This window comes from Micromonospora lutea (assembly GCF_016863535.1).
In the GTDB taxonomy this organism is placed as follows: Bacteria; Actinomycetota; Actinomycetes; order Mycobacteriales; family Micromonosporaceae; genus Micromonospora; species Micromonospora lutea.
Map to the genome: position 1 here is coordinate 420,027 of NZ_BOPB01000002.1, position 22,851 is coordinate 442,877.

Sequence of the window (22,851 nt, forward strand, 5' to 3'; positions counted from 1 at the left end):
GACGGACGTGGCACGGATCGCGGTGGTGGCCGGGGACGGGATCGGACCCGAGGTGGTCGGTGAGGCCCGCAAGGTCGTCGACGCGGTGCTGCCCGGAGTCGAGGTGACCGAGTACGACCTCGGCGCGGCACGCTACCACCGCACCGGCGAGGTTTTGCCCGACTCGGTGCTCGCCGAACTGGCCGGGCACGACGCGATCCTGCTCGGCGCGGTCGGTGACCCGACGGTGCCGCCCGGCGTGCTGGAGCGGGGTCTGCTGCTGAAGCTGCGCTTCGCCTTCGACCAGTACGTCAACCTGCGCCCGTCGCGACTCTGGCCGGGAGTGGCCAGCCCGCTCGCGGCGGTCAAGCCGGGCGAGGTCGACCTGGTGGTCGTCCGGGAGGGCACCGAGGGCCTGTACGCCGGTGCCGGCGGTTCGCTGCACCGGGGCACCCCGGCCGAGATCGCCACCGAGGAGAGCCTGAACACCCGGCACGGGGTGGAGCGGGTGATCCGGGACGCCTTCGCCCGCGCCGCTCGGCGCGAGCGGCGCAAGGTGACCCTGGTGCACAAGACGAACGTGCTGACCCACGCCGGTTCGCTGTGGTCGCGCACCTTCGAGGTGGTCGCCGCCGAGCATCCCGACATCGCCACCGAGTACCAGCATGTCGACGCCGCGGCGATGTTCCTGGTCACCCAGCCGCAGCGGTACGACGTGGTGGTCACCGACAACCTCTTCGGCGACATCCTCACCGACATCGCCGCCGCCGTGACCGGCGGCATCGGACTCGCTGCCAGCGGCTCCATCAACCCGGACGGGACGTACCCGTCGATGTTCGAGCCGGTGCACGGCTCCGCGCCGGACATCGCCGGCCGTGGCGTCGCCGACCCGGTCGCCGCCGTACTCTCGGCGGCGCTGCTGCTTGACCAGCTCGGGCACGCCGACGTCGCCGCCCGGATCACCGCCGCGGTCAGCGCGGAGCTGGCCGCCCGGAGCCCCGAGGTAGCCGTACGGACCGCCGAGGTGGGCGACCGGATCGCGGCACAGGCCGTCGGCTGAACCGTACGCGTCCCACCGGCCGGCGAGGCTCCGTCGGCCCTGCCGGCCCGGGGTCACGACGGCCACTCACCGGTGATGTGCCACCTGTACACCGGTGGACCTATCCGCTGAACGACCGTTCGGGGTAGGTTTTCTGGCACAAAACATGTTTCCGGCGTGCGGTCGGCGCATGCCGTGATCCCCCAGGGAGGTCAGCGCGATGAGCGGTGGTGACAAGATCGACTTCGAGATCCGTCCGAACCCCGCACCGGTATCCGCCGCAGACCGGGCTGCGCTGCTGGTAAACCCCGGGTTCGGCCGGGTGTTCACCGACCACATGGTCACCATCCGCTACGCCGACGGCAAGGGCTGGTACGACGCCCGGGTCGAAGCACGCGCGCCGATCCCGATGGATCCCGCCAGCGCGGTGCTGCACTACGCACAAGAGATCTTCGAGGGCATGAAGGCGTACCGTGCGGCCGACGGCGGAGTGACGATGTTCCGTCCGTACGCCAACGCGGCCCGGTTCAACATCTCCGCCGCCCGGATGGCCATGCCGGCACTACCGGAGCAGACCTTCGTGGACTCGCTGCACCGGCTGATCGAGATCGACCGGGAGTGGATTCCCGACGGCGACGACGGCGGCAGCCTCTACCTGCGGCCGTTCATGTTCGCCAGCGAGGTCTTCCTCGGCGTCCGCCCCGCCAACGAGTACCTCTACTCGGTGATCGCCTCGCCCGTCGGGGCGTACTTCTCCGGCGGGGTCAAGCCGGTGACGGTCTGGGTCTCGCCCGACTACACCCGGGCCGCGCCCGGCGGCACCGGCGCGGCCAAGTGCGGCGGCAACTACGCCGCCTCGCTGGCCGCCCAGGCCGAGGCCCTGGAGCACGGCTGCGACCAGGTGGTTTTCCTCGACGCCGTGGAGCGCCGGTTCGTCGACGAACTGGGCGGCATGAACGTCTTCTTCGTCTACGACGACGGGTCGATCGCCACTCCGCCGCTGACCGGCACGATCCTGCCCGGCATCACCCGTGAGTCGGTGCTCACCCTGGCCTCGGCGGCCGGGCACCGGGTCGAGGAGCGTCCGGTGAGCTTCGACGACTGGCGGGCGGACGCCGCCAGCGGCCGGCTGCGCGAGGTCTTCGCCTGCGGTACCGCAGCGGTGATCACCCCGATCGGGCAGGTGCGTTCCCCGGACGGAGAGTTCGCCGTGGCCGGCGGGGAACCGGGCGAGGTCACCATGGCGCTGCGACAGCAGTTGGTGGACCTCCAGCGGGGCAAGGCCGAGGACCCGCACAACTGGGTCCACCGCGTCTTCTGAGCGGTAAGGAAGGGCACCTTCTTAACGCCTGGTGTATAGGAAGGGGCCCTTCCTAACGCTTGCGCCCGGGTCGAGCTAGTCGAGCAGGTGGGTACGCAGGGCGGTGAGCTGGTCGTCGGTGACTCCCGCGCCGCGCAGGTAGTTGTCGACGGAGCCGTGAGCGGCACGGATCTCGGCGAGGAAGAGCAGCATCGTCTCGGCCGGCGAGGACAGGAACGGCGACGGGATTTCGGCGGCGTCCGGGAAGGTGGCGGCGGCCCAGGCGGCGAACCGCTGCGACGCCTCGGTGCTCAGCGCGTAGTTTGCCGCGATCTCGCTGTCGTCGACCCCGAGGACGGCGAGGGTCAGCCCGCAGACGATTCCGGTGCGGTCTTTGCCGGCGACGCAGTGCACCACCACGGGCGCGTTCGCCTCGTCGGCGATCAGGCCGATCGCCTCGGCCAGCCCGGCGGTGCCGGTGCGGGCCAGGTCGGCGTACCGGTCAGCAAGGTAGCGGGCCAGGTCGTCACCGGGTTGGTACGGCCGCTCACCCCACTCCGCGTGCTCCGGGTGGATGTGCCGGTAGGTCAGACCGTCGAAGTCGGGAACCCGGCCGTCGCGTTCGACCTCGTACGGGCGGCGCAGGTCGATGACGGTCCGCACGCCGAGGGCCGCGAAGGTGTCCCGGTCGTGGTCGTCGATGCGGTGCAGCGAGTCGGAGCGGAACAACCGGCCGGTGCGTACCTGGCGGCCGTCCGGGACGCGGTAGCCCCCCACGTCCCGGAAATTGAAGGTACTGACGAACGGAATCCTGCGGTTGATCTCGATCGAGTCCACCCTGCCACGGTAAACGGCCGGTGGGCCGATGCCCACCGACCGTTCAACCGGTCCGCGTCGGGTTACCGCAGCCCGTCACCGCGCGGGGTGGCGGTGTACGTGTCGTTGTAGTAGCCGCCGAGCTTCTCCCGGTAGGCCGGGTCGGTGGCCGTCTCGTCGTACTCCGGTGCAGCCTTGATCTGGTCCTTGGTGCGGTCGACGTAGACCTTCTGCTCCTCGTGGTCGACGTGGTTCACCGTCCCGGCGGGGAGCATGACCTTCTTGCCGAAGATCCACGGTCCGGTGTCCACCACCAGGTAGCTGGCGTTGACCTCGGTGCTGTCACTGTCGATCTTTCCGATGGAGCCGTCGCTGGCCTCCACCTTGTAACCGATCAGGGTGCTGCCGGCCACCCCGGCCTCATCCCGGTAGCTCCAGGGGTCGAAGGCACCGGCGGGGGTGCCGCCGGCGACGACGCTCTGGTCGACCGCGCGCAGCTCCGGATCCGGCGTGGCGTTCGTGGTGTTCGGGTCGAGCCTGTCCATGGGATGTCTCCTGCCCCGGCTGTGCTCAGCCGTCTCGGAGGAACGTGTTTCGTTGTCCCGAAAACTCCTACCCGTTGACGGACGCTCTACACGCGTCCCAAGAAAACCATCTGACACGCGCGCCACCGGTCGTCCCGAGATGTGGATTGTGCCTCCCAGAAACGGCGGCGAGGTGGCAGAGTACGGATCGTGACCAGCACCGCCCGCATTATTGGCAACTAGCGCGCCGGCTTCCCCTCGCCGAGCGCGCAGACCTCCCGCATCCGCGGGGGGTCTTTTTGTTGCGCTGGCCGGTGCCTGACGAAGGGATCCCCATGACGTTCCAGGTCTACGACACCACGCTGCGCGATGGTGCGCAGCGCGAGGGGCTCAGCTACTCGGTGATCGACAAGCTCGCGGTGGCCCGGCTGCTCGACGAGTTCGGTGTCGGGTTCATCGAGGGCGGTTGGCCGGGTGCGGTGCCCAAGGACACCGAGTTCTTCCGACGGGCGCGTACCGAACTCGATCTCAAGCACGCCGTGCTGGTCGCCTTCGGCGCCACCCGCCGGGCCGGTGCGGTGGCCGCCGACGACCCGCAGGTGCGGGGGCTGCTCGACGCGCAGACCCCGGCGATCGCCCTGGTCGCCAAGGCCGACCTGCGCCACGTCGAGCGGGCGTTGCGGACCACCGCCAAGGAGAACCTGGCGATGATCCACGACACGGTGACCCACCTGGTCGCCGAGGGCCGCCGGGTCTTCGTCGACGGCGAGCACTCCTTCGACGGGTACCGCCACGACGCGGCGTACACCGCCTCGGTGGTGGAGACCGCGCTCGCGGCGGGTGCCGAGCGGTTCGTGCTCTGCGACACCAACGGTGGAATGCTTCCGTCCCAGGTGACCGCCACCATCGCCGACCTCACCGACCGGATCGGCGTCGCGCCGGAACTGCTCGGCATGCACGCCCAGAACGACACCGCCTGCGCGGTGGCCAACACCATCGCCGCCGTCGAGGCCGGGGTGCGCCACGTGCAGGGCACCGCCAACGGGTACGGCGAGCGGCCCGGCAACGCCGACATCTTCGCGGTCGTCGCGAACCTCCAACTCAAGCTCGGGCTGCCGGTCCTACCGGAGGGCTGCCTGGAGCAGATGGTGCGGGTCTCCCACGCCATCGCCGAGATCGCCAACATCGCCCCCGACACCCACCAGGCGTACGCCGGGGCCGCTGCTTTCGCTCACAAGGCGGGGCTGCACGCGAGTGCGATCAAGGTGGATCCGCTGCTCTACAACCATGTGGAGCCCGAGGTGGTCGGCAACGACATGCGGATCCTGGTCACCGAGATGGCCGGCCGAGCCAGCATCGAGCTCAAGAGTCGCGAGCTGGGGCTGGACCTGGCCGGCCATCCGGAGACGCTGTCCCGGGTCACCAACCGGGTGAAGGAGTTGGAGGCCGGCGGATGGTCGTTCGAGGCCGCCGACGCCTCGTTCGAGCTGCTGGTCCGCTCCGAGCTGCCGGACGCCGCGCCGGCGCGGCCGTTCGCCCTGGAGTCGTACCGGGTGCTGGTCGAGCACCGTGAGGATGGCGCGGTCGTCTCCGAGGCGACCGTCAAGATCCGGGTACGCGGGGAGCGGGTGATCGCCACGGCTGAGGGCAACGGGCCGGTGAACGCGCTGGACGAGGCGCTCCGGGTCGGCCTCGGCCGGCACTATCCGGAGCTGCAGGACTTCGAGCTGGCCGACTACAAGGTGCGGATCCTGGAGGGCAGCCACGGCACCGGCGCGGTGACCCGGGTCCTCGTCGAGACCGCCGACGGCCGGGGCGGTGGCTGGACCACGGTCGGCGTGCACCCCAACGTGGTCGAGGCGAGCTGGCACGCACTGGTCGACGCGCTCACCTACGGCCTCGACCGAGCCCGGGTCTGAGCGGGCGCTGTCGTAGGGCGCCAAGTTGCCCGGCGGCCACGATCGTGCCCGCCGGGCAACTGTTCGGCTGCGGTCAGGTCCCAGCCGCAGAACAGCTCAGCTTTCCGTGCCGGTAGGTCTTACCACCATCTGGTGCACCTGTACCCGGGGGACGTTGCACCCGGCGAGAAGCAGGCCCGGGCCTCCAGGTCGGCGTCGTTGACCATGGCGGTCCAGAGGCTGTCTGCGGAGTATTCGGTCATCGTGGTGCGGTGGTTCCCGTTGAGGTGCCGGCTGTCCACCTTGAGCGTGAGGGTACGCCAGCCGGGGGTTCTCGCCCATGCGGTGCGGCATCGTGGGCTGTAGCGTAGCTCGACCTCGCCCGTCACGTCGGATTGGTAGTACGTGTAGCTGCCGGACTTCGGGGTGATGGCGTCCTCACTGCAGGTGTAGTAGTTGCCGTAGCTGGTGTAGATCTTGAAGGTTTGCGGGTTCTTGCCGTCGCAGACGGAACCGCAGCCGGTTGCGGCGAGCGTCACCTCGTCGATCATGGCAGCCTCGCTGGCAGCGATCTCCGCCTCAACGTGGGCGGCCGCCTCGGCGGCGGCGCGGTCGGGTGCGGCCTGGGCTGAGGCGGGTGCCACGAGCAGGCTCAGAGCGAGGGCGGAGGCGAGCCCGGACATCCGTAACAGTCGCTTCATTGTTTGCTCCTGTGAATAGGGGACGACCGCAGTATGGCGAGCGTCATCATCACGCTCTCATCAGTTGACCATCGCTTTGAGTGAGCATTCGGCCTGCCGTTCGCCAGGGCGTGGGCGACCACCCGGCGAATCGGTTCAGCGCTGCGCCGGCAGGCGTAGTTCGGCGAGGACCATGCGGTGGTCGCTGCCGGGCAACGGGTGGACCGTCACGTCCCGTACGGCGATGCGGCGGTCCACCAGCACGTGGTCGATCACCACGGGCGGGATGAGGTCGCCGTCGTACGGCCCCCAGGTGCCGACGAGCCCGGCGCCGACCGATGCGGCGGCGTCGACGTATCCGGTGTCGAGCAGGGTGCGCAGTGGACCGTGGTCGAGGGTGGCGTTGAAGTCCCCGGCGAGGATGCTCAACGGCCCGTCCGGGGTGGCGGCCGGCTGGGCGGCCAGGTCGGTCCGCCAGGAGCCCACCTGGTCGATCGCGTACGGCGCCGCCGGGTGCGCCGACTCGACGCGTACCGGGGGTGCGCCGGGCACCGCGACGGTCGCGTACGCCTGGGTGAAGCCCCACGCGCCGCGGAGTTGGCGGATGCCGCCGTCGCTGATCGGATGGCGGGCGTAGAGCCCGGAGCCGGGAGTGCCGACGACCGGATTGAGCTGCCGGTGTGCCAGTAGCTGGTCGAGGCCGAGCCGATCCAACTCGGCCGCGGCGGTCGGGGTGAGCTCCTGCACGAGCAGCAGGTCGACCTGCCGGGTGCGTACCAACTCGACCACCGTGCTCGGATCGGCGGCACCCGCGAGCAGGTTGGCGGTGAGGATCCGCACCGTGGGCCCGGCGGTGTGTGGCTGCGACGCGGGCAGTGCGCGGGGCGCGACCAGCGCGACCAGGACCAGGGTGGTCAGCGCCGCGACGCCCGCCGGACCGCGCCGCCGCAGTGCCAGCGCGAGCACCAGTGGGACCAGACTCCCGAGCGTCACGTACGGCGTGAACGCCAACGCCTGCACCAGCGGCCCCCGGTCCAGACCGACCGACCGCACCAGCGTCCACCCGGCACCCGGCGCGACTGCCAGCCAGCAGAGCAGGGTGACGCTTGACGGTCGCCAGGTCCGGCGACCGATCGTGATCTCCACGGCCCTCACCCTACTGAGCCGTGCCAGGTGCGCAGATACCGCGTCGCGGCGCCGGGCGCCGCCAATCGGCGCGTGAGCGTGCCAGCCGACACCTGCCTGTCGAATTGTTTTCGTGAATCGACAACGGCTTCACTTTCGCGATTTCTGGCGTTGATCCGACAACTCGCCGACGTCATTTTCACTATTGACCAGCAGCATTTTTCGGTGCTACGTTTCAGCTGCTCGGGAGGCTGTGTTTAGCCAAGTATCCCCAGCTCAGGGCGCATGACAGTCGATGAGGCGGAAACGTCTGCGGGATGCGCTCCCGGACGGGGTGCGCGGGCGGTGCCCGTTCATTGCCACCCGACTCGAAAAAGGAAAGAAACCGCCCCGTGTGCCACGGGCCGGCCGTATCTCCACGCCTGGACAAGGGAGAACCGTCATGACCAGATTATTCCGACGTAAGACGGCTGCGGTGGCGATCGCGGCGCTGGCGCTGGCGTTGGCCGGCGGCGGAATCGCGGTAGCGAAGCCGCTCGCCGAGTCCGCCCAGCCTGCGGCCCGCACCGCCCAGCAGCCGGCCGTCACCACGGCCTCGCTGAACAGCGCGAAGGCTGCCCTCGCCAAGGGCGAAGGGATGAGCACTCAGGCGGTTGCCGGCTTCTACGCCACGGTGGTCAACGCCAACGGCACCAAGGCCCGCGGCGACGGAGTCGTCATCAAGTACGGCGTCGGTGAGTACGAGGTGCAGTTCGGCACCAACGTCACCAACGGCGTCTACGTGGCGACGATCGGCCGGCCGGACTCGTGCTGCATCCCACCGGCTGGTGAGATCTCGGTCGCGCGGCGGTTGCTGACCCCGAACGCGGTCTTCATCCAGACCCGCAACTCCGCCGGAGCCCCTGCCGACCTGCCGTTCTACCTCCTCGTGCACCGCTGAACCGTCCACTGTCACCGGCCCCCGTCGCATGACGGGGGCCGGTGTCGTGTCGGATGCGGGTCGAGCGGCTCTGCGGGCGGTGCCCGGTAACGGCGTTCCTCGTCCGGTCTGGGCAGCGTAAGGCCGTAAATTCCGACGTTTGTCCGCCGGTCGCCTCGGGAAGCAAGCACCGTGACGGACATCTCGGACACCATGGCCAGCCTGCCCAGCCCGGCCGATCCGGACGCGACCGCGGCCGAGTTGGACCAGACGCTCTTCGAGGTCAAACGCGTGATCGTCGGGCAGGATCGGCTCGTCGAACGCCTCCTGGTCGCGCTGCTGGCCGACGGGCACTGCCTGCTGGAGGGCGTACCCGGGGTGGCCAAGACCCTCGCCGCGCAGACCCTCGCGACGGTGGTCGGTGGCAGTTTCTCCCGCATCCAGTTCACCCCCGACCTGGTCCCCTCCGACATCGTCGGCACCCGGATCTACCGCGCCTCCAAGGAGAGCTTCGACGTCGAACTGGGCCCGGTGATGGCGAACCTGGTGCTGGCCGACGAGATCAACCGGGCACCGGCGAAGGTGCAGTCAGCGTTGCTTGAGGCGATGGCCGAGCGTCAGGTGTCGATCGGTGGGCGCAGCCACCCGGTGCCGGAGCCCTTCCTGGTGCTGGCGACCCAGAACCCCATCGAGTCGGAGGGGGTCTACCAACTGCCGGAGGCGCAGCGGGACCGCTTCCTCATGAGGATCGTGGTCGGCTACCCGGACGCCGCCGACGAGTTGGCCATCCTCTACCGGATGAGCGCCGACCGTCCCCGGGCACACCGGGTGCTCGACCCGGAGCGGTTGCGCGAGTTCCAGCGTCAGGCCAGCCAGGTTTTCGTCCATCACGCCATCGCCGAGTACGTGGTCCGGCTCATCCTCGCCACCCGTGATCCGGGCCGGTTCGGGGTGCCGGAGATGGCCGGGTTGCTCGCCTACGGTGCCAGTCCGCGCGCCACGCTCGGCCTGGTCGCGGCGGCCCGTGCACAGGCGCTGCTCCGGGGACGGGGCTACGTGCTCCCCGACGACGTCCGGGAACTCGCCGTGGACGTACTGGCTCACCGGCTGGTGCTCTCCTTCGACGCGGTCGCCGACGGGGTGAGCGCCGAGTGGGTCGTCCATCGACTGGTCGAGTCGGTCCCGCTGCCCCGGGAGGCCACCGCCAGGGTGGAGCACATGACCGACCTGGCGGTCGCCTGATGGGCCGCCGCAGCCCCACCCCATCGTTGGCGGCGGACCCGACACTCACCGACCTCACACCGGACCAGCGGCTGCGGCGGCTGGAGCTCACGGTGACCCGGCGTCTTGATGGACTGCTGCACGGTGAGCGGCGCGGTCTGCTGCCCGGGCCCGGTAGCGAGCCGGCGGGCAGCCGCGAGTACCGGCCCGGTGAGGACGAGGTGCGCCGGATGGACTGGTCGGTCACCGCCCGTACCGCGGTGCCGCACGTGCGGGAGGTGGAGGCCGACCGCGAGTTGACCACCTGGCTGCTGGTCGACGCCAGCCCCAGCATGGAGTACGGCACCGCGGAGCTGGACAAACGGGAACTGGCGGTGGCCGCGGTGGCCACCATCGGTTTCCTCGCCGCCGGGCCGGGCAACCGGCTCGGCGCGCAGGTGCTCACCCCGTACGGGCTGCGCCGGGTGCCGGCCCGCAGCGGGCGTACCCACCTGTTCGGGCTGCTCCGCGCGTTGCTGGCGGCACCCCGGGCCGGCGACCACGCCGGGTCCGGGGCCGTGCCCGCCGTCGGGCTGGCCGACGCGCTGGCCGAGGTGCGCCGGGTCGCCCACCGGCGTGGTCTGGTCGTGGTGGTCTCCGACTTCCTCGACGGCCTGCCCGACGATCCAGGGTTACCGGCGCACTGGGAACGCCCGCTGCGGCAGCTCTCGGTACGCCACCAGGTGCTCGCGGTCGAGGTCACCGACCCCCGCGAGCTGGAACTGCCGGACGTCGGTCTGATCACCCTGGTCGACCCGGAGACCGGCGAACACCGCGAGGTGTGGACCGGTGACCGGCACCTGCGGGAGCGCTACGCGGCGGCGGCGACCGCCCAGCGCGACCAGGTCCGGCACGCGCTGCGCCGGGCCGGCGCGAACCATCTGGCGCTACGCACCGACCGGGACTGGACCGTGGACATCGTTCGGCACGTGCACGCCCAACGTCGGCTGGCCGCCATGGCGGTCCCGTCGGGCCGTGGAGGTGCGGCGTGATCTGGCAGTCACCCGTTCGGCTCTGGCTGTTGCTCGGGGTGGTCGCAGTGGCCGTGGCGTACCTGGTGGCGCAGCGCCGCCGCAGCCGGTACGCGGTCCGTTTCACCAATCTGCGGCTGCTGGACCGGGTGGCACCCCGGCGTCCGACCTGGCGTCGACACCTGCCGGCCGGCCTCTTCCTGGCGATGCTGGCCCTCCTCGTGGTCGGCTTCGCCCGTCCCACCGCCGAGGTCCGGGTCCCCCGGGAACGCGCCACCGTGATGGTGGCGGTGGATGTCTCCACCTCGATGCTCGCCGGTGACGTGGAGCCGGACCGGCTCAGCGCGGCCAAGAGCGCCGCCCGGCGGTTCGCCGACGGTCTGCCCGACGAGTTCAACGTGGGACTGGTCGCGTTCGCCGGCAGCGCGGCGGTACTGGTGCCACCGGGTACCGACCGGGAGGCGCTGCACGACGGGATCGAACGGCTGGCCGAGGGGGCGACCGGGGTGCAGGGCACCGCGATCGGTGAGGCGATCAGCACCTCGCTGAGCGCGGTGAAGGCGCTCGACGGCAAGGCCGCGACCGAGCCGCCGCCGGCCCGGATCATCCTGCTCTCCGACGGGGCGAACACCTCGGGCATGGATCCGATGGAGGCCGCGGCCGAGGCGGTCGCCCTCGACGTGCCGGTGCACAGCATCTCCTTCGGTACGCCGAGCGGCTTCGTCGATCGCGGCGGACGACCGATCCAGGTGCCGGTGGACGGGGAGACGCTGCGGGCCGTGGCCGAGGAGACCGGGGGCGGTTTCCACGAGGCCGGTACGAGCGCCGAACTGCGGGCCGTCTACGACGACATCGGCAGCTCGGTGGGTTGGCGCACGGTACGGCAGGACGTCTCGGCCCGGTTCATCGGGCTCGGGTTGGTGTTCGCCATGGGCGCGGCGGTCGGCTCGATGCGCTGGTTCTCCCGCCTGCCCTGATTCCGACGGCCCGATCCGCGACAGCGGCCACCGCCGGCCGCGCACGTGAGGAGCGTACGTATGGCAGTGCAGACCGGACTGGGCGAACCGCGCGGACCCTGGTTCGTCTCACCCGATCTCGACCCGGACGGGCGGGGCGGATCGGACGGGCCGTCGCAGGCGGGGGAGGGGTTGCTGGGCGGCTGGCGACGCCGGCTGCTGGCGGGGGTGGCGATGGTGGCGATCTCGGCCGGGTCGGGGGCGCTGGCCGGCGGTTGGGCGGCCGGGCGTGACGGCGTACCCGGCCCGGCCGCGGCATCCGCGGCCCCGGTACCGGCCGAGTTGGTGACGGCCGCGGCGAAGACCGTGCCCGGTGTGGTGTCGGTGCTGGTGGGCGGCGGTGCGGGAGGCTCGGCGAGCGGCTCCGGCTTCGCGGTCGACTCCGAGCAGCACATCATCACCAACGACCACATCATCGCGAAGGGTCGTGGTGGCCCGGTGACCGTCGAACTGCCGGACGGCCGGCGGTTCGCGGCGCAGGTGGTGGGTCGGGAGCCGGAAAGTGACCTCGCGGTGCTCAAGGTGCCGTCGTCGGCCGGCCTGACGTCGTTGCCGTTGGCCAAGCCGGGGTCGACCCGGGTGGGCGAACCGGTGCTGGCGGTCGGATCGCCACTGGGGCTGCCCGGCACGGTGACCGCCGGCATCGTCAGCGCCCTGGACCGCCAGGTGCGCCTCGGTGACAACCGGCACCGGGCGGTGCAGACCGACGCTTCGATCAACCCCGGCAACTCAGGCGGACCACTGGTGAACGCCCGAGGCGAGGTGGTCGGCGTGAACACGGCGATCGCGACCATCGACGGCAACGGTTCCATCGGCATCGGGTTCGCCATCCCGATCGAGCAGGTGCAGCAGACCGCCGACACGATCATCGGGAAGGGCGGCTGATCACCCAGAGCCACTGTCCGATTACAGAGAGATTGGGGCAACTGTCGGATTCCGGCGTTCAACGATCGGACAATGGAAATATGACGCTCCGTATGGATACTGGCGTGGGTGGAGCGTCCTCTCATCACGGTCCTCCTGCTGGTGGGCCTCATCATCGGAAGTGGCGTCGGGTCGTCGTACGCGCGCGCTCGGCGGGGCTGGAACGACTACCAGGCGGCGAAGAAAACAGTTCCCGGAGCGCGTCGCGCGGCCTGGATGCTGATCAAGGTGGTGACCACGAAGGTCGGCATCATCGCCCTGCTCCTGGTCGGAGCGGTCGCGTACGCCGCCGTCGGTGGTAGTGACGAGCCGGCTCCGACGGAACCGACGCCGAGCAGCAGCGCCGACGAGCGACCCGCCCGCTGACGTCCCGGGTACCGGGCTCGATGTGCGCTCGCGGGATCGGCGTGAACAGGTTCCGGATCCCGCGCTAGCCTCAGGGCGTGGACGACGGGCTACGGGTGACCGACCGGTGGGTGGTGCCCGCCGCTGAGCTGCGGGAGCGTTTCTCCCGGTCGTCCGGACCGGGTGGGCAGGGAGTCAACACCGCCGACTCACGGGTGGAGCTGAGCTTCGACCTGGCCGGCTCACCGAGCATCCCCGAGTCGCTGCGCACCCGGGCACTGGACCGGCTCGCCGGACGGCTGGTCGACGGGGTGCTGACAATTGCCGCCAGTGAGCACCGGGCACAGCTGGCCAACCGTGAGGCGGCCCGGGATCGCCTGGTGTCGTTGCTGCGCGAGGCGGTCGCCCCGCCACCACCGCCACGCCGCCCGACCCGCCCGTCCCGGGCGGCCAAGGAGCGTCGGCTGGCCGAGAAGAAGCGTCGCGGGCAGCGCAAGCGCGACCGTCGGGTGGACGGCGAGTAGCCGTCAGGCCTTGGCGCGCGCCCCTGGTTCGACCTGCGCCAACAGCGCCGAGCAGACCTCGATCAGCCGGGCCCGCAACTGGCCCGCCCGGTGGGCGAACTCGCGTTGCCGCGCCACGTACTCGGCCTTGCCCTCCGGCGTCTCGATGGCCACCGCCGCCTCCCCGTACGAGGAGAAGTCGTACGGCGACGCGCGCATGTCGAGCAGCCGGATGTCACCGGCCAGTTCGAAGCAGTCGAGCGCCAGGTCACCGGGGACGGCCGGACCCAGCTTGGTGGCCCACTTGTGGCAGTCCATCGAGGCGTGCAGGCAGCCCGGCTGGTCGAGGTCCACCTGACTGTCCCGGGTCGGACGGAGGTGGTTGAGGCCCACCGCCTCCGAGGTGAAGAACCGGTACGCGTCGAAGTGGCTGCACCTGATCTGGTGCGCCTCGACCACCGCGTCGGTGCCTTGCTGGCCGAGCCGCAGGGGAAGCGGATGCCGGTGCTCACGCTGGCGGTAGACCATCGCCCACTCGTGCAGGCCGAAACAGCCGGTGAAGGCGGGTCGGGACGCGATCGCGGTCAGCAGCCGGTGGATGAACCGCACCGAGTCGCCCCGGTCGGCGAGGAACGCTCCGGTGTCGAGGCGTACCGCCCCGTCCGGGTCCGTCGCGTACCAGCGCCACCGGTGGTGCGGTGCCGGGCCGTCCGGGCCGGCTTCCAGGCGGACATCGACGCCCGGGTGCCACCGTCGCAGCACCGAGGGCCGGGTGCCGTAGTAGTCGTACAGGAAGTCGTCGATGGCGTGGCGCTCCCCGGTCGCCCGGCGGGCCCGGTGTCCGGCGGTCAGCGCGTCGGCTCGCTGTTCGTGGCTCGCCAGCAGGGGCTGCCAGACGGCTGCGGGGAGGGCGGTCACGGCCCCAAGGGTACGACCGCCGTCCGGCCGCCGGTCAGGGCACGTCGACCCGTACGCCGGCGGAGAAGACACCGCTGCGCAGCTCCAGCCGCTGCGGCGCCTCCCGCCCGTTGATCGTGAAGACCAACGGCAGCACCAGGCGGCTGCCGGCGGCCACCGGGTCGGCGAACACGTCGCGTCCCTGGTTCGCCCGGCGGGTGGCCGACTCGTCGGTGGTGACCCAGTTTCCGTTGGCCAGGTACGCCCGTTGCAGCTTGCCGTGCCAACTCTGGTGCTCCCGAGTGAGGTTGCGAACCCCGACGGTCGCCTGGCACTGCCGCGCGCCCCGGCCCGGTTCACAGGTCATCCGGTAGACGGTGAACTCGAACGCGTCCTCGCGCAGCGGCATCCCCAGCACGCCGCTGGCCCCGGTGCCCTTCCAGGCACCGTTGGTCGGCTGGCTGTCGGTGTCGATGGCGGTGACCTGGCGGGTGGCCGACCACGCGGCGGCACCCACCGTGCCGGCCAGCACGGTCGCGGCCACCGGAACCACCAGCCACACCGGCGGTTTGCGACGCCGTACCGACGGTCGGGGGGCGGCCGGGCGGGGATAGATCGTGCCGGGCCCGTCCGAGGCCAGCGCCGCCGCCACCGGCCGTCGACGGCGTCGCCAGGTGATCAGCCCCACCAGGCCCAGCACCAGCAGCGCGACCCCGGCGGCCAGCAGCGCGGGTGCCTGGCGACGCCAGCCCGTGGGCTCCTGCGTCTGGGTGGCCGCCGCCCCTGACGCCGCCCAGGTGGCGCTCGCACAGTCGTACGGCTGTTGACCGTCACTGGCGAAGGCACAGGTGGGCGCGGTCACCGGCGCTCGGGAGGCGGTGGTGAGCGTGGTGCCCAGCGTGGTGGTGCCGCCCGGCGGCAGCTTCAGCTGCCAGGTCACCGCGGTCGCCGCCGACCCGCTGGGGCGTACCACCCGGCCTCCGTCACTGACGCTGGTCGCCGAGACGCCCTGGGGCAACTCCTGACGGACCGTGGTCTCCACCGGAGTTCTGCCGGTGTTTCGGACCTCGATCCGGTACCTGGGTGCGGCGCTCTGTTCCGGCGCGACCCGGACGCTCACCTTCGGCCTGGCGGCCGGCTCGACCACCCGGGTCGGCGTCGGTACCGCCGGTGGCGCCGCCGGCATGCTGGGATCGGGTGTGGCTGCCGCCGGCTGAAGTGGCCCGGCCGGCGGCGCGTTCGGGACGGTGGCCGCCGGCAGCACCGGCAGGGCGGTCAGCAGACCGATGCAGTGCACGATCGCCGCGAGGGCCTTGTGGTGTCGTGTCGATGCAGGCATACGAACGAACCTCCGAAGCCGACGCTAGGTGCGGGCGTGCGTCGTGCGGGTACGAAGCGGTGAATCCGGCCCCGGCCCGCAGTGGCGCGGGTAAGCTGCCGCGGCCGTCCGCTGACCGCACTACATTGGCCTGGTGCGTATCGCTCGTTTCGCTCATGCCAAGGGAATGTCGTTCGGTGTCGTCGAAGGGGAAGCGGAGGCGGGCCCGCAGGGGCTCACCATCGCCGAGATCTCCGGCCACCCGTTCGGCCAGATCACGTTCAGCGGGGTCCGCTGGGCATTGTCCGACGTCCGGCTGCTCTCGCCGATCCTGCCCAGCAAGGTGGTCTGCGTCGGCCGCAACTACGCCGAGCACGCCGCCGAACACGGCGCGGAGGTGCCGAAGGAGCCGCTGTTGTTCCTGAAGCCCTCGACCTCGGTCATCGGCCCCCGGGACGCGATCCGGCTACCGGAGTTCAGCAAGCAGGTGGAGCACGAGGCCGAGCTGGCGGTGGTGATCGGCGCGCCCGGCGCCCGCCGGGCGGACCGTGCGGCGGCGGAGCGGGCCATCTTCGGTTACACGTGTGCCAACGACGTCACCGCCCGGGACCTGCAGCGCTCGGACAGTCAGTGGACCCGGGCCAAGGGGTTCGACTCGTTCTGCCCGATCGGGCCGTGGATCACCACCGGGCTGGACGTCACCGATCTGGAGATCCGCTGTGAGGTCGGCCGCGACCCGGAGGAGATGGAGGTACGGCAGCTCGGCCGTACCGGGGACATGGTCTTCGACGCGCCGGCGCTGGTGTCGTACGTCTCACACGTGATGACGCTGCTGCCCGGTGACGTGGTGTTGACCGGTACGCCAGCGGGGGTTAGTCCGCTCACGGACGGGGATACGGTGAGCGTCCGGATCGAGGGGATCGGCGAGCTGTCGAACCCGGTCGTGTCGGCGGCCTGATCGCCGTTTTGGCAGCTCAGGCGCGCTTTGGGGAAGTCGATTTGGCCTGTCGGTGCCGGGAGGGTAGAGTTTGTTCCCGGCGCCGCAAGGGGCCAATGGGGTATGGGGTAATTGGCAGCCCGACTGATTCTGGTTCAGTTAGTCTAGGTTCGAGTCCTGGTACCCCAGCGCAGCCTCGATTCGTGGTGAATCGAGGTCGCTGGATTCTGGTTGGAGTTTCGCGTCGAGGCACCGTAAGGGACTCGGTCGCGAGGTCTGGTAGAGTTCGGCGGCACCGCCTCGCAGGTGGTGCCGCGATGTGTTCTGGCCCCGTCGTCTAGCGGCCCAGGACGCCGCCCTCTCAAGGCGGTAGCGCCGGTTCGAATCCGGTCGGGGCTACAGGTGTTCACGGCTCGTTCCGCTGAGGCGGAGCGGGCCGTCTCGCTTTCCGGGGCGGTCCGTTCCCGGCCGCCACCACCCCTGTGCGGGCTGCCCCAAACGCGCCGCTAGACTACTGCCGCACCGCCCGCAGGGGCCGGTGAATCAGGAAAGTACCTGGCCCCGTCGTCTAGCGGCCCAGGACGCCGCCCTCTCAAGGCGGTAGCGCCGGTTCGAATCCGGTCGGGGCTACCACTCCTCCCTCCCTCCCTCCCTCCCTCCCTCCCTCTCCGTTGATCATGAGGTTGTTGCCTCGCCACGCCGGACGGGGCGGCAACAACCTCATGATCAACCGAGGGGTCCGGTGTTCGGGGTGGGTGGGTTAGAGGCCGGAGAGGCGTTGGCCGGCTCGGACCACGGCCATGGCGTGGCGTTCGCCGGGGCGACGGCCGAGGCGTTCGATGGGGCCCGAGATGCTGATCGCGGCGATGACCCTGCCGGTGCGATCGCGGATCGGGGCTGAGACGCTGGCCACGCCGGCCTCGCGCTCGGCGACGCTCTGCGCCCAGCCGCGACGGCGGACCTCGGCCAGGGTGCGCCCGGTGAACTTGGACCGGGGCAACAGCGGCATCACCGCCTCGGGCGGCTCCCAGGCGAGCAGGATCTGCGCCGCCGATCCGGCGATCATCGGCAGCACCGAGCCGACCGGCACCGTGTCGCGCAGCCCGCTGGCGCGCTCGGCAGCGGCCACACAGATCCGCTCGTCGGCCCGTCGCAGGTAGAGCTGGGCGCTTTCGCCGGTCGCGTCCCGCAGCGCGGCCAGCAGCGGCTCGGCCGCGGTCAGCAGCACATCTGGCGCCGCGTTCGCCAGCTCACCCAGGCGTGGACCGGGACGCCAGCGACCCTGGGTGTCCCGGACCAGCATCCGGTGGATCTCCAGCGCCTGCGCCAACCGGTGCGCGGTGGCCCGGGGCAGCTTGGTGCGTTCAACGAGTTCGGCCAGGCTGGCGCCGTCGACGCAGGCGGCCAGGATGACCACCGCCTTGTCGAGAACGCCGACACCGCTCATACTGTGTCCCACAAGCCGAAATTTACCTCCCAGAATTTAGGATGTCCAGATGGTGGGAGTCACTCCTGAGCCGAGGACCTTGGCCGAGAAGGTCTGGGACGCACACATCGTCCGGTCCGCCGATGGTGAGCCCGATCTGCTCTTCATCGACCTGCACCTGCTGCACGAGGTGACCAGCCCGCAGGCGTTCGACGGCCTGCGCATGGCGGGCCGCCGGGTGCGGCGTACCGACCTCACGCTCGCGACCGAGGATCACAACACCCCGACCGGGTACGCCGATCCCTCGTTCCAGCAGCGTCGTGGCGACCTGCTCACCATCGCCGACCCGACCTCACGTACGCAGATCGAGACGCTGCGCCGCAACTGCGCCGAGTTCGGGGTGAAGCTGCACCCGCTCGGCGACGAGAACCAGGGAATCGTGCACGTCATCGGCCCGCAGCTCGGTCTCACCCAGCCCGGCATGACCATCGTCTGCGGCGACTCGCACACGGCCACGCACGGGGCGTTCGGCGCCCTGGCGTTCGGCATCGGCACCAGTGAGGTCGAGCACGTGCTGGCCACCCAGACGCTGCCGCAGGCCCGACCGAAGACGATGGCGGTCACCGTCAACGGTCGACTCGGCCCCGGCGTCACCGCCAAGGACCTGGTGCTCGCTCTGATCGCCAAGGTCGGCACCGGCGGCGGGCGCGGGCACATCGTCGAGTACCGGGGCGAGGCGATCCGGGCGCTGTCCATGGAAGGGCGGATGACGATCGCCAACATGTCCATCGAGTGGGGTGCCAAGGCCGGCATGATCGCGCCGGACGAGACCACCTTCGCGTACCTGAAGGGGCGTCCCAACGCGCCCAGCGGTGCGGCCTGGGACGCGGCGCTGGAGTACTGGCGGACACTGCCCACCGACGAGGGCGCGACCTTCGACGCCGAGGTGACGCTGGACGCTGCCGAGATCACCCCGTTCGTGACCTGGGGCACCAACCCTGGGCAGGGCGCACCGCTGGCCGCGACCGTGCCAGATCCGGAGGAGTTCGTCACCGAGCCGGAGCGGGCCGCCGCCCGCCGGGCCCTGGCCTACATGGACCTGACCCCCGGCACCGCGCTGCGGGACCTCTCCGTCGACGTGGTCTTCGTCGGTTCGTGCACCAACGGACGCCTGGAGGACCTCCGCGCTGCCGCTGACGTGCTGCGCGGTCACCAGGTGGCCGACGGGGTACGCATGCTGGTGGTGCCCGGATCGGCCGCGGTGCGGGAGGCCGCGGAGGCGGAAGGGCTGGACAAGGTCTTCACCGACGCCGGAGCCGAATGGCGCTTCGCCGGCTGCTCCATGTGTCTGGGCATGAACCCGGACACCCTCTCTCCGGGGCAGCGCGCCGCCTCGACCTCCAACCGGAACTTCGAGGGCCGCCAGGGCCGGGGCGGGCGTACCCACCTGGTCAGTCCGCCGGTGGCCGCCGCCACCGCCGTCGTCGGCCGGCTGGCCGCTCCCGCCGACCTGTAGAAGGGCTGCGACAGATGGACAAGTTCACCGTGCACACCGGCACCGCCGTGCCGCTCCGTCGGTCCGACGTGGACACCGATCAGATCATTCCCGCCGTGTACCTCAAGCGGGTGACCCGTACCGGATTCGCCGACGGGCTGTTCAGTGCGTGGCGTGAAGACCCGGCATTCGTGCTCAACGATCAAGCTTATTCGGGAGCGTCGATTCTGGTCGCCGGCCCCGAGTTCGGCACCGGATCATCGCGGGAGCACGCCGTCTGGGCGTTGCGTGACTACGGCTTCCGAGTGGTGATCTCGCCGCGCTTCGGTGACATCTTCCGGGGGAACGCGCTCAAGGAAGGGCTGCTTCCCGTAGAGCTGGAATTGAAAGCCGTCGAAGAAATCTGGCGGACGGTCGAGGCGGAACCGACCACCCGAATCGTCGTCGACCTGACCGCGCGCGAGGTGCGGGTCGACACCGCCACCTGGTCGTTCCCGCTCGACGACTTCAGCCGCTGGCGGCTGATGGAGGGCTTGGACGACATTGGACTCACCCTCCGGCACGAGGACCGGATCAGCGCCTTCGAGGCCGACCGGCCGGCCTTCCTGCCCCGGGTCGCGTAGCCCGCTCACCCCGATCTCCAGCCGATTTCGCCCCCACCGGTGCCACCGGTGGGGGCGAATCCGTTACGACACAAGGGCTTTTTTCCACCGAATGTTTGTGTCCCGCCAGCACAGGGCATACCGTGCGCGCAGAATGGCTCGCGTCGAGTCAGTTGCACAATCAGGAGGAAGTCGTGAACAAGGCCGAGCTCATCGAGGCGCTCGCCGTTCGCCTGGGGGACCGGAAAACGGCGACGGCCGCGCTCGACGCGGTCCTCGCTGAGGTCCAGGCGGCGGTCACCAAGGGCGAGAAGGTGGCGATCACCGGTTTCGGAGCGTTCGAGAAGCGGGTGCGGGGGGCGCGAACAGCCCGGAACCCGCGTACGGGGGAGGCGGTGAAGGTCAAGAAGACCTCCGTGCCGACGTTCCGCCCCGGCGCCGGGTTCAAGGAGATGGTGGCCAGCGGCAAGGTGCCGAAGGCCACGGCTGCGGCGAAGAAGACCGCCGGAGCCACCGCCAAGACCACTGGTGCCAAGGCGACCGCGCCGAAGAAGACGACCGCGGCGAGGAGCACCGCAGCCAAGAAGACCACGGCAAGCAAGAGCGCGGCGGCCAAGAAGACCACCGCGACCAAGACGACCGCCAAGGCCGCTCCGGCGAAGAAGGCCGCCACGAAGAAGGCCGCCACGAAGAAGGCCGCCCCGGCGAAGAAGACCGCGGCGACCAAGTCGACGACGGCCCGGAAGACCGCGACGGCCAAGAAGGCACCGGCGAAGAAGGCGCCGGCCAGGAAGGCGACGACCCGGCGCTGAGCCGGTCGTACGACGAGGGCGTCCGCCGACACGGTGGACGCCCTCGTCATGTTCACCTGACGGTCCACCGCCATGGCGGGGAACCGTTGACCGGCACGGGACACGGCCAGCAGAATCGCCGCACCACCCCTCGCCGGAAAGAGAATCGTGTTGAGTCAGCGTCGTCTCGGCACCGCCGTCCTGGCCCTGGGACTCGTCGTCCTGACGGACGTGCTGCGGGTCTTCCTGCCGTCGGTCATCACCATCTTCGGACAGGCCGCCTCGACCCCGGCCGAGCTGCTCGGCGCGTTCGCGCTCGGCTGGTTCGTGCTGGCCCTCGCCGCGCCGCCGCTCGTCGCGCGGGTAGGTGCCGACCTCGTCGGTGTCGCCGCGGTGCTGGTGCTCGGCGTCGCCCGGCTCGCCCTCACCGCCGCGCCGGGTGGTCAGACCCAACTGTGGTTGGCCAGCGCCGGCCTGCTCGCCGGCCTGGTCTGGCTGGCCGCCACCGCCGTCCGGATCGCCCACCCGGTGCCCGGCCTGGTGCTGGGACTGACCGCGAGCGCGCTGAGCCACGCCCTGTTCGGCACGTACGACCTGGTGTGGTGGGGGCGCTGGCCGGCGTGGGTGGTCAGCGTGGCGGTGGTGGCGGCGTTGCTGGCCGCCGAGATGGCGTTCGGTCGCGGCCGTCGCGCCGCCCGGCGGGCCGACGACGATGCGCCGCCGGCCCGGCGGGCCTGGTTGCTCGTCGGGCCGGTGCTGTCGCTCGGCGGCATGGTGGCGCTCTCACCCGCCGTCGCGATCGCCGCCTCGTCCTACTGGTACGGCGAGGCGGGCACCGGCACGACGCCGCTGTTCGCGCTGGCACCGCTGGCCGTAGCGGTGCCGTTGTTCCTGCTCGGCGTGCTGAGTCCGCCGCACCCACGGTGGCGTGCGGTGCCGCCGGTGCTGGTGGTGGCCGGCGCCCTGCTGTTCGGGTACGGCCCGCCGAGACTGCTCACCGTCTCCATCCTCGGCGTCGCGGCGGGGCTGGGTGGCTGCCTCGGCCTGGTCGGTGCCGGGCCGTCGCCGGGACGGGCCACCCGTACCGGCACCGGCTCGGCGTACGCGGCGGTGGGCGGAATGCTCGTCTTCGCTGTCGCCGCGATGGTGTACTACGCCGCCTACGACATCGGCTACCCCAACGAGTGGGTGCCGGCCGTGGTGGCCGTGCTGACCGGGCTGGTCGCGATGCGAGGCGCATCCGACGGGATCCGGGCACCGCAGACCGGATCCGGGCCCGGACTTCCCCGGTGGCGGATCACCGTGCTGGCCGTCGTCGTCGCTCTCGCCGCTACCGGGCTGCATGGGCCGTGGCTCACCGCGACCAACCGGGATAGGCCGCCGGAGCAGGTGCGGCTGGTGGCGTACAACATCCGGATGGGCTTCGGCCTCGACGGCCGCTTCGACCTCGACGCCCTGCACCGGGCGGTCGACCGGGCCGACGTGGTGGTGCTCAGCGAGGTCGACCGGGGCTGGCTGCTCAACGGCGGCCACGACACGCTGGGCCTGCTCGCCGCCCGACTGGGGATGCCCTACGTCTTCGCGCCGGCCGCCGATCCGCTGTGGGGAGATGCGGTGCTCAGCCGCTGGCCGGTGCAGCGGGCCCGCACCCGGACGCTGCCCGCGGTGGGCGCACCCACCGGGGCGCAGGCGCTCGGCGTGACGGTCGATTTCGGTGCCGGCGTACGCCTGGCCGTGGTGAGCACCCACCTCCAGCCGCCGCCCGGTGCGGACCCGGTGGTCCAGGCCCGCGTCGTCGCGGACTTCGCCACCGGGTACGCCGACGGCGTGCCGCTGGTGGTCGCCGGTGACTTCAACACCGAGCCGGGCGATCCGGCGTTCACCGCGTTCACCGGTGCCGGTCTGGTCGATGCTCTCGCCGCCGCCCGTCCGCTGCCGACCAGTCCGGCGGACGATCCGCGTGAGCAGATCGACCACGTATTCGTCTCATCCGACCTGGGCGCTGCGGACGCGGTCGCGGTGCCGGGCACGGCCAGCGACCACCTGCCGGTCGCCGTCACCCTCACCCTGCCTGACCGCTGAGGCG

22 protein-coding genes and 3 tRNA genes are annotated in these 22,851 nt (G+C 71.0%); 18 read left to right on the forward strand and 7 right to left on the reverse strand.

Going from position 1 to position 22,851, the window contains the following annotated elements; all coding sequences use genetic code 11:
- Positions 1 to 7 precede the first annotated feature (7 nt).
- Both Vlu01_RS03320 and Vlu01_RS03325 read left to right on the forward strand, forming a co-directional pair.
- Complete coding sequence (locus tag Vlu01_RS03320) at positions 8 to 1,039, forward strand: 3-isopropylmalate dehydrogenase (protein ID WP_203993052.1); 1,032 nt, start codon at positions 8 to 10, stop codon at positions 1,037 to 1,039.
- A 199-nt stretch (positions 1,040 to 1,238) separates the two neighbouring features.
- Complete coding sequence (locus tag Vlu01_RS03325; protein ID WP_203993055.1) at positions 1,239 to 2,339, forward strand: branched-chain amino acid aminotransferase; 1,101 nt, start codon at positions 1,239 to 1,241, stop codon at positions 2,337 to 2,339.
- Between the two features lie 75 nt (positions 2,340 to 2,414).
- Here the strand turns inward: Vlu01_RS03325 and Vlu01_RS03330 are convergent, their stop codons facing one another.
- Positions 2,415 to 3,185 carry a tyrosine-protein phosphatase gene (locus Vlu01_RS03330; RefSeq protein WP_239095673.1) on the reverse strand — a complete coding sequence of 257 codons (771 nt, stop codon included), beginning with the start codon at positions 3,183 to 3,185 and terminating at the stop codon, positions 2,415 to 2,417.
- Between the two features lie 32 nt (positions 3,186 to 3,217).
- Positions 3,218 to 3,679 (reverse strand): PRC-barrel domain-containing protein, encoded by a 462-nt coding sequence (locus Vlu01_RS03335; protein WP_203993060.1) that lies wholly within the window; start codon positions 3,677 to 3,679, stop codon positions 3,218 to 3,220.
- 314 nt (positions 3,680 to 3,993) lie between these two features.
- On the opposite strand from Vlu01_RS03335, the gene cimA reads away from it, so the two are divergent.
- Positions 3,994 to 5,577: a citramalate synthase gene (gene cimA, locus Vlu01_RS03340; RefSeq protein ID WP_203993063.1), complete on the forward strand. Its 1,584-nt coding sequence runs from the start codon at positions 3,994 to 3,996 to the stop codon at positions 5,575 to 5,577.
- A gap of 119 nt (positions 5,578 to 5,696) precedes the next feature.
- On the opposite strand, the gene Vlu01_RS03345 is transcribed toward cimA, so the two are convergent.
- Positions 5,697 to 6,257: a DUF2690 domain-containing protein gene (locus Vlu01_RS03345; protein ID WP_203993066.1), complete on the reverse strand. Its 561-nt coding sequence runs from the start codon at positions 6,255 to 6,257 to the stop codon at positions 5,697 to 5,699.
- Between the two features lie 135 nt (positions 6,258 to 6,392).
- On the reverse strand, positions 6,393 to 7,376 hold the full coding sequence (locus Vlu01_RS03350) for an endonuclease/exonuclease/phosphatase family protein (RefSeq protein ID WP_239095674.1): 984 nt from the start codon (positions 7,374 to 7,376) through the stop codon (positions 6,393 to 6,395).
- 427 nt (positions 7,377 to 7,803) lie between these two features.
- Between Vlu01_RS03350 and Vlu01_RS03355 the strand changes: the two genes are divergently transcribed.
- The 7 genes from Vlu01_RS03355 to arfB all read left to right on the forward strand — a co-directional run bounded on the left by Vlu01_RS03355 (position 7,804) and on the right by arfB (position 13,320).
- On the forward strand, positions 7,804 to 8,301 hold the full coding sequence (locus Vlu01_RS03355) for a hypothetical protein (protein WP_203993069.1): 498 nt from the start codon (positions 7,804 to 7,806) through the stop codon (positions 8,299 to 8,301).
- Positions 8,302 to 8,472: 171 nt separating this feature from the next.
- A complete protein-coding gene (locus tag Vlu01_RS03360) occupies positions 8,473 to 9,522 on the forward strand; it encodes an AAA family ATPase (protein WP_203993070.1) in 1,050 nt (349 codons plus the stop codon).
- Between the two features lie 26 nt (positions 9,523 to 9,548).
- Complete coding sequence (locus Vlu01_RS03365; protein WP_203993619.1) at positions 9,549 to 10,532, forward strand: DUF58 domain-containing protein; 984 nt, start codon at positions 9,549 to 9,551, stop codon at positions 10,530 to 10,532.
- A complete protein-coding gene (locus tag Vlu01_RS03370) occupies positions 10,529 to 11,488 on the forward strand; it encodes a VWA domain-containing protein (protein ID WP_203993073.1) in 960 nt (319 codons plus the stop codon). Before Vlu01_RS03365 ends, Vlu01_RS03370 begins: the two co-directional genes overlap by 4 nt.
- A gap of 60 nt (positions 11,489 to 11,548) precedes the next feature.
- Positions 11,549 to 12,412, forward strand: a complete 864-nt coding sequence (locus tag Vlu01_RS03375) for a S1C family serine protease (RefSeq protein ID WP_203993077.1) — start codon at positions 11,549 to 11,551, stop codon at positions 12,410 to 12,412.
- 108 nt (positions 12,413 to 12,520) lie between these two features.
- Positions 12,521 to 12,817, forward strand: coding sequence for a hypothetical protein (locus Vlu01_RS03380; RefSeq protein WP_203993080.1), 297 nt, complete (start codon positions 12,521 to 12,523; stop codon positions 12,815 to 12,817).
- A 77-nt stretch (positions 12,818 to 12,894) separates the two neighbouring features.
- Entirely contained in the window at positions 12,895 to 13,320 is a 426-nt protein-coding gene (arfB, locus tag Vlu01_RS03385; RefSeq protein WP_203993083.1) for an alternative ribosome rescue aminoacyl-tRNA hydrolase ArfB, read from the forward strand.
- A gap of 3 nt (positions 13,321 to 13,323) precedes the next feature.
- On the opposite strand, the gene Vlu01_RS03390 is transcribed toward arfB, so the two are convergent.
- Positions 13,324 to 14,217, reverse strand: coding sequence for a 3-methyladenine DNA glycosylase (locus Vlu01_RS03390; RefSeq protein WP_203993086.1), 894 nt, complete (start codon positions 14,215 to 14,217; stop codon positions 13,324 to 13,326).
- A 34-nt stretch (positions 14,218 to 14,251) separates the two neighbouring features.
- The gene (locus Vlu01_RS03395) at positions 14,252 to 15,535 is read right to left on the reverse strand and encodes a hypothetical protein (RefSeq protein WP_203993089.1); all 1,284 of its coding nucleotides are present in this window, start codon (positions 15,533 to 15,535) and stop codon (positions 14,252 to 14,254) included.
- Positions 15,536 to 15,668: 133 nt separating this feature from the next.
- Between Vlu01_RS03395 and Vlu01_RS03400 the strand changes: the two genes are divergently transcribed.
- The 4 genes from Vlu01_RS03400 (at position 15,669) to Vlu01_RS03415 (ending at position 17,084) form a co-directional block, all read left to right on the forward strand.
- On the forward strand, positions 15,669 to 16,472 hold the full coding sequence (locus tag Vlu01_RS03400; RefSeq protein ID WP_203993091.1) for a fumarylacetoacetate hydrolase family protein: 804 nt from the start codon (positions 15,669 to 15,671) through the stop codon (positions 16,470 to 16,472).
- Positions 16,473 to 16,568: 96 nt separating this feature from the next.
- Positions 16,569 to 16,640: transfer RNA gene (locus tag Vlu01_RS03405), tRNA-Gln, on the forward strand.
- Positions 16,641 to 16,777: 137 nt separating this feature from the next.
- Positions 16,778 to 16,850: transfer RNA gene (locus Vlu01_RS03410), tRNA-Glu, on the forward strand.
- Between the two features lie 158 nt (positions 16,851 to 17,008).
- Positions 17,009 to 17,084 (forward strand) — tRNA-Glu (locus tag Vlu01_RS03415).
- A 127-nt stretch (positions 17,085 to 17,211) separates the two neighbouring features.
- Here Vlu01_RS03415 and Vlu01_RS03420 read toward each other — a convergent pair.
- Positions 17,212 to 17,898, reverse strand: coding sequence for an IclR family transcriptional regulator (locus tag Vlu01_RS03420; protein WP_092373513.1), 687 nt, complete (start codon positions 17,896 to 17,898; stop codon positions 17,212 to 17,214).
- A gap of 49 nt (positions 17,899 to 17,947) precedes the next feature.
- On the opposite strand from Vlu01_RS03420, the gene leuC reads away from it, so the two are divergent.
- From leuC to Vlu01_RS03440, 4 genes are all read left to right on the forward strand, one after another.
- Entirely contained in the window at positions 17,948 to 19,393 is a 1,446-nt protein-coding gene (leuC, locus tag Vlu01_RS03425) for a 3-isopropylmalate dehydratase large subunit (protein ID WP_203993093.1), read from the forward strand.
- A 14-nt stretch (positions 19,394 to 19,407) separates the two neighbouring features.
- Positions 19,408 to 19,995: a 3-isopropylmalate dehydratase small subunit gene (leuD, locus tag Vlu01_RS03430; RefSeq protein WP_203993095.1), complete on the forward strand. Its 588-nt coding sequence runs from the start codon at positions 19,408 to 19,410 to the stop codon at positions 19,993 to 19,995.
- A gap of 173 nt (positions 19,996 to 20,168) precedes the next feature.
- Positions 20,169 to 20,786, forward strand: coding sequence for an HU family DNA-binding protein (locus tag Vlu01_RS03435; RefSeq protein WP_203993097.1), 618 nt, complete (start codon positions 20,169 to 20,171; stop codon positions 20,784 to 20,786).
- A 147-nt stretch (positions 20,787 to 20,933) separates the two neighbouring features.
- Positions 20,934 to 22,847 (forward strand): endonuclease/exonuclease/phosphatase family protein, encoded by a 1,914-nt coding sequence (locus tag Vlu01_RS03440; protein WP_239095659.1) that lies wholly within the window; start codon positions 20,934 to 20,936, stop codon positions 22,845 to 22,847.
- Positions 22,848 to 22,851: the final 4 nt, after the last annotated feature.

Coding starts and splice junctions, on each gene's coding strand:
- leuD (WP_203993095.1), top strand. CDS start 19,408: ATGGACAAGTTCACCGTGCACACCGGCACCGCCGTGCCGCTCCGTCGG.
- cimA (WP_203993063.1), top strand. CDS start 3,994: ATGACGTTCCAGGTCTACGACACCACGCTGCGCGATGGTGCGCAGCGC.
- Vlu01_RS03325 (WP_203993055.1), top strand. CDS start 1,239: ATGAGCGGTGGTGACAAGATCGACTTCGAGATCCGTCCGAACCCCGCA.
- Vlu01_RS03335 (WP_203993060.1), bottom strand. CDS start 3,679: ATGGACAGGCTCGACCCGAACACCACGAACGCCACGCCGGATCCGGAG.
- Vlu01_RS03355 (WP_203993069.1), top strand. CDS start 7,804: ATGACCAGATTATTCCGACGTAAGACGGCTGCGGTGGCGATCGCGGCG.
- Vlu01_RS03375 (WP_203993077.1), top strand. CDS start 11,549: ATGGCAGTGCAGACCGGACTGGGCGAACCGCGCGGACCCTGGTTCGTC.
- leuC (WP_203993093.1), top strand. CDS start 17,948: ATGGTGGGAGTCACTCCTGAGCCGAGGACCTTGGCCGAGAAGGTCTGG.
- Vlu01_RS03345 (WP_203993066.1), bottom strand. CDS start 6,257: ATGAAGCGACTGTTACGGATGTCCGGGCTCGCCTCCGCCCTCGCTCTG.
- Vlu01_RS03420 (WP_092373513.1), bottom strand. CDS start 17,898: ATGAGCGGTGTCGGCGTTCTCGACAAGGCGGTGGTCATCCTGGCCGCC.
- Vlu01_RS03395 (WP_203993089.1), bottom strand. CDS start 15,535: ATGCCTGCATCGACACGACACCACAAGGCCCTCGCGGCGATCGTGCAC.